At 68.3% G+C, this 3429-nt stretch carries 4 protein-coding genes; 2 read left to right on the top strand and 2 right to left on the bottom strand.

Annotation, left to right across the window (positions count from 1 at the left end):
• Both QRO95_RS18465 and QRO95_RS18460 read right to left on the bottom strand, forming a co-directional pair.
• Positions 1 to 1518, bottom strand: a 1518-nt coding sequence (locus QRO95_RS18465; RefSeq protein WP_285303158.1) for a thioredoxin family protein, incomplete at its 3' end; no start/stop codon positions are given.
• Positions 1519 to 1637: 119 nt separating this feature from the next.
• Positions 1638 to 2087: a GNAT family N-acetyltransferase gene (locus tag QRO95_RS18460; RefSeq protein ID WP_121503489.1), complete on the bottom strand. Its 450-nt coding sequence runs from the start codon at positions 2085 to 2087 to the stop codon at positions 1638 to 1640.
• A gap of 66 nt (positions 2088 to 2153) precedes the next feature.
• Here QRO95_RS18460 and QRO95_RS18455 point away from each other — a divergent pair, with 66 nt between their 5' ends.
• Positions 2154 to 3089, top strand: coding sequence for a TIGR03571 family LLM class oxidoreductase (locus tag QRO95_RS18455; RefSeq protein WP_285303157.1), 936 nt, complete (start codon positions 2154 to 2156; stop codon positions 3087 to 3089).
• A gap of 125 nt (positions 3090 to 3214) precedes the next feature.
• On the top strand, positions 3215 to 3429 hold a 215-nt coding region (locus tag QRO95_RS18450), incomplete at its 3' end, for a DUF3817 domain-containing protein (protein ID WP_285303171.1).

The following is a 3429-nucleotide window of genomic DNA, read 5'->3' as shown; positions in this document are numbered from 1 at the left end:
GCTCAACCAGTCCTTGCAGGCGCCATCCACCTGGTCACCGCACGCCTGCTGCATCCGCTGCTGCAGCCGTGCCAGCGTCTCCGCACCCTGATGCTTGCCGCTCCACGCCTTCAACTGCCCGGCAAGTCGCTCGAAACGCTGGCGCGTGCGCTGGTGGTAGCCCGAAGGCTGCGCCTCCAGTTCGGCAATCAAGGAGGCGGTCGCCTGCTCGATGCGCGGTGCATCGTCCGGCGCCAGCTTCAGCAGGCCTTCCACGTACAGCACGCCCCATTGCACTCGGGTGGCCGGGCCCTGTGCACCATCGTAGGCGCGCTTCAACCACTCCAGCGCACCGGCGGTGTCGCCGCGCTGCTCGGCCAGTTCGGCCAGCTCGGGCATGTAGTAGTACGGCTGCTCGCTGCGCTTCAGCTCGGCCAGCAACAGCGCCTCGGCACCCGCGTCGTCACCTACCTCGCGCAATGCGTACACCGCGCTGCTGATCGTGGCCTGGCGTGCATGCGCATCGGTGGCGGCGGCATCGGCAGCGGCCACGCGCTGCTTGACCCGCTCGACCAGCGGCGCGGGCAGTGCGCCCTTGGGCTGTTGCTGGCGGGCCAGCGATACTTCGGTCAGCGCACGCGACAACGCGTCGTCGGCGCGATCACCGCGCTCGGCGTCTGCACGCTCCAGTGCGACCAGCAGCTGCTGTCCGAGCGTGTTGCTGGTGGCCGGCCCGGCACTGGCCTGCTTGACCAGCTGCACGCCTGCATAGCCGAGCAATTCACGGTTGCGGCGCACTTCCGCCGGTTGTGCCAGTACGGCCTGCAGCAGCTCGCGCACTTCGGTGGGCGAGGCATCGGGCTTTTCGGCTGTAGCCAGAGCCAGCAGGGCGAAACGGCGCTGCAGGGCGGCGTCGGGTGCCGCCCTGGACAACTGGCGCAGCACGTCCTGGCTCCTGCGCTCGCCGGCCAGGCGGTTGGCGTCCACTTCCCAGCCGTAGTCGCCCAGCACTTGCCAGTCTTCGGCGGCCAGCCGGTCCGGCGTTGCCAGCGCGGTGGCCACGGGCGCGGCAACAGCACTTCGTCTGCCGGCCACCGCGGTCAGGGCCCGGGTCAGTTCGGCGGCGTCATTGCCGCCGGCCACGCGGGTGATTTCGTTGCGCTGGGGGTCGAGCACGATCAGCGTGGGATAGCCGCGCACGCCGAAGCGTTCGCCCCAGGCCTGCGCACCTTCCTCGTCGCCATCCAGGTAGACGGGAACGAATTTGCTGGTCAGCGCGATGAAGGCCGGGTCCTTGAACAGGCCCGCCTTGAGCTGGTTGCACGGCGGGCACCAGACGGCACCCCAGTACAGCAGCACCGGCTTGCCGCTGTCGGCGGCTTCGGCGAAGGCATCGTCCACATCGCCCTGGCGCCAGGCGATGGCGGACGCCGGCGCGGGTGCCTCGGCGGAGTTGGCGGTGGATACCGGGGCCGGGGTGCAGGCGCTCAGCGCCGAGGCCAGCAGCAACACGGAAAGCGCGACGCGCATCGGCAGCATCTCGAAGGGCAGGGTGACAGGCCATTGTAGGAACCGCCGGGGAGCCTGCTGATTCAGTTTGCTTATGACAGGCGTGCCGCAGGGCATGACGCCCACCGGGCATTGCCGGGCGGATGCCTTCAGGCCGCTGCCCGCACCATCTGCTGGTACACCAGCCCGTTGATCTCGCCGACCTCGCCATCCAGCACGAAGCCATAGCGCAGGTAGGTAGGCACTGCATTGAGCGAGGCGCGCACCGTCAGTACCGGCTCGCGTACCTGTGGCAGCACGGCTTCGAACAAGGCGTGCCCGATGCCCTGGCCCTGGCAGGCGGGATCGACGAACAGCATCGCCAGGTGCCGGCCCTCCTTCAGTTCGACCACGCCGACCACGCGCGCATCCTGTTCGGCCACCAGGATGTGGTTGTCACCCTGCAGGCGCGCACCAAACGCATCGGCTGCTGCGACACTGCCGAAGGCGGCGATACCGGCCGCGCTGAGAGACGGCGCCACTGCCTGGTTGAACGCGGCCAGGCACACCGCGCTGATCGCAGGCAGGTCATCGACGTGGGCAGGGCGGATCCTTGGCATGCAGTGTTCTTCCTGTGGTGGGCGGCGCATCATCGTTGCCGCAGACCTGCAGGCTAAGCTGGCGTCATGAGTGAATTCAATCCCGCCCATGCTTCGTTGTTTCCTCAACAAGGACTGAGCCTGGGCCTGATGACGCCGGTTGCGGCGCATGGACTGGCCGACCCGGACGAGGCGCGGCGCATCGCACGGCTGGCCGATGATCTTGGCTTCGCCGCGCTATGGACGCGCGACGTGCCATTGATGGTGCCGCAGGGCCCGGATGCAACAGCGAGTGCGCTGGATGACCCGTTCCTGTGGCTGGGCATGCTGGCTGCCGCGACCGAGCGCATCGTGGTCGGCAGCGCAGCCATTGTGCTGCCGCTGCGGCAGCCGTTGCAGGTGGCGAAGTCGGCGCTGAGCCTGGACCGGATCAGTGGCGGACGTTTCGTGCTCGGGCTGGGTTCGGGTGACCGCCCGGAAGAATTTGCTGCGTTCGGCGAGGATCTGGAGGGCAGGGCGGCGACGTTCCGTGAGCGCTGGACGTTGTTGCGCGCAGCACTGTCACCCGAGGCCGATGAGCGGACCGCCGTACTGCAGGGGACCGGTGGCTTCGATGTGCTGCCGGCACCGGCGACGCGCATTCCGATGCTGGTGGTGGGTACTGCGCGGCAGAGCCTGCAGTGGATCGCGCGTGAGGCCGAAGGTTGGGCCACCTATCACCGCGAGGAGGTTGCGCAGGAAGGGCGCATCGGCCTGTGGCAGCAGGCGCTGGTGCAGCGCGGCGGGGCAGGCAAGCCGTTCGTGCAGTCGATGCAGCTGGACCTGCAGGCGGATCCGCAGGCGCCCGCCGAGCCGCTGCCGCTGGGCCTGAAGGTCGGCCGCGATGGCCTGCGTGACTACCTGCTGCGCGTGCATGCGCAGGGTGTGGCGCACGTGATGTTCAATCTGGTCGACAACGGACGGCCGATGGACGCGGTGCTGCGCGAGATCGGCGAGCAGGTTCTGCCGGATGTGCTCCGGTAGGTGTCCACCTTGGTGGACACGTTCCAGCAGTCGAGCACGGCTCGACTCTACATGCGGTTCGCATCTGCGTATCATTCGCATTTGATATCCCGATGCTGGAGCTCCGCGTGACCCAACGTTCCCCCATGCACCCGGCCGGACGCCTGTTCGCGGTGGTCGCTTTCATCGAGGCCGTGACCTGGGCCGGCCTGCTCATCGGCATGTGGATGAAGTACGGCCCGATGGCCAACGTGGCGCTGGTGAAGTTGTTCGGACCCCTGCACGGCGTGGCGTTCCTGGTCTATGTGGCGGTGACGCTGTTCGCGGCAGTGCGCCTGCGTTGGCCGTGGTGGGCCAGTGC

Source organism: Stenotrophomonas maltophilia group sp. Smal13, assembly GCF_030236855.1.
Classification (GTDB): domain Bacteria; phylum Pseudomonadota; class Gammaproteobacteria; order Xanthomonadales; family Xanthomonadaceae; genus Stenotrophomonas; species Stenotrophomonas maltophilia_A.
The sequence above is the reverse complement of the archived record's forward strand: the minus strand, read 5'-3'. Positions and strand labels throughout refer to the sequence as shown.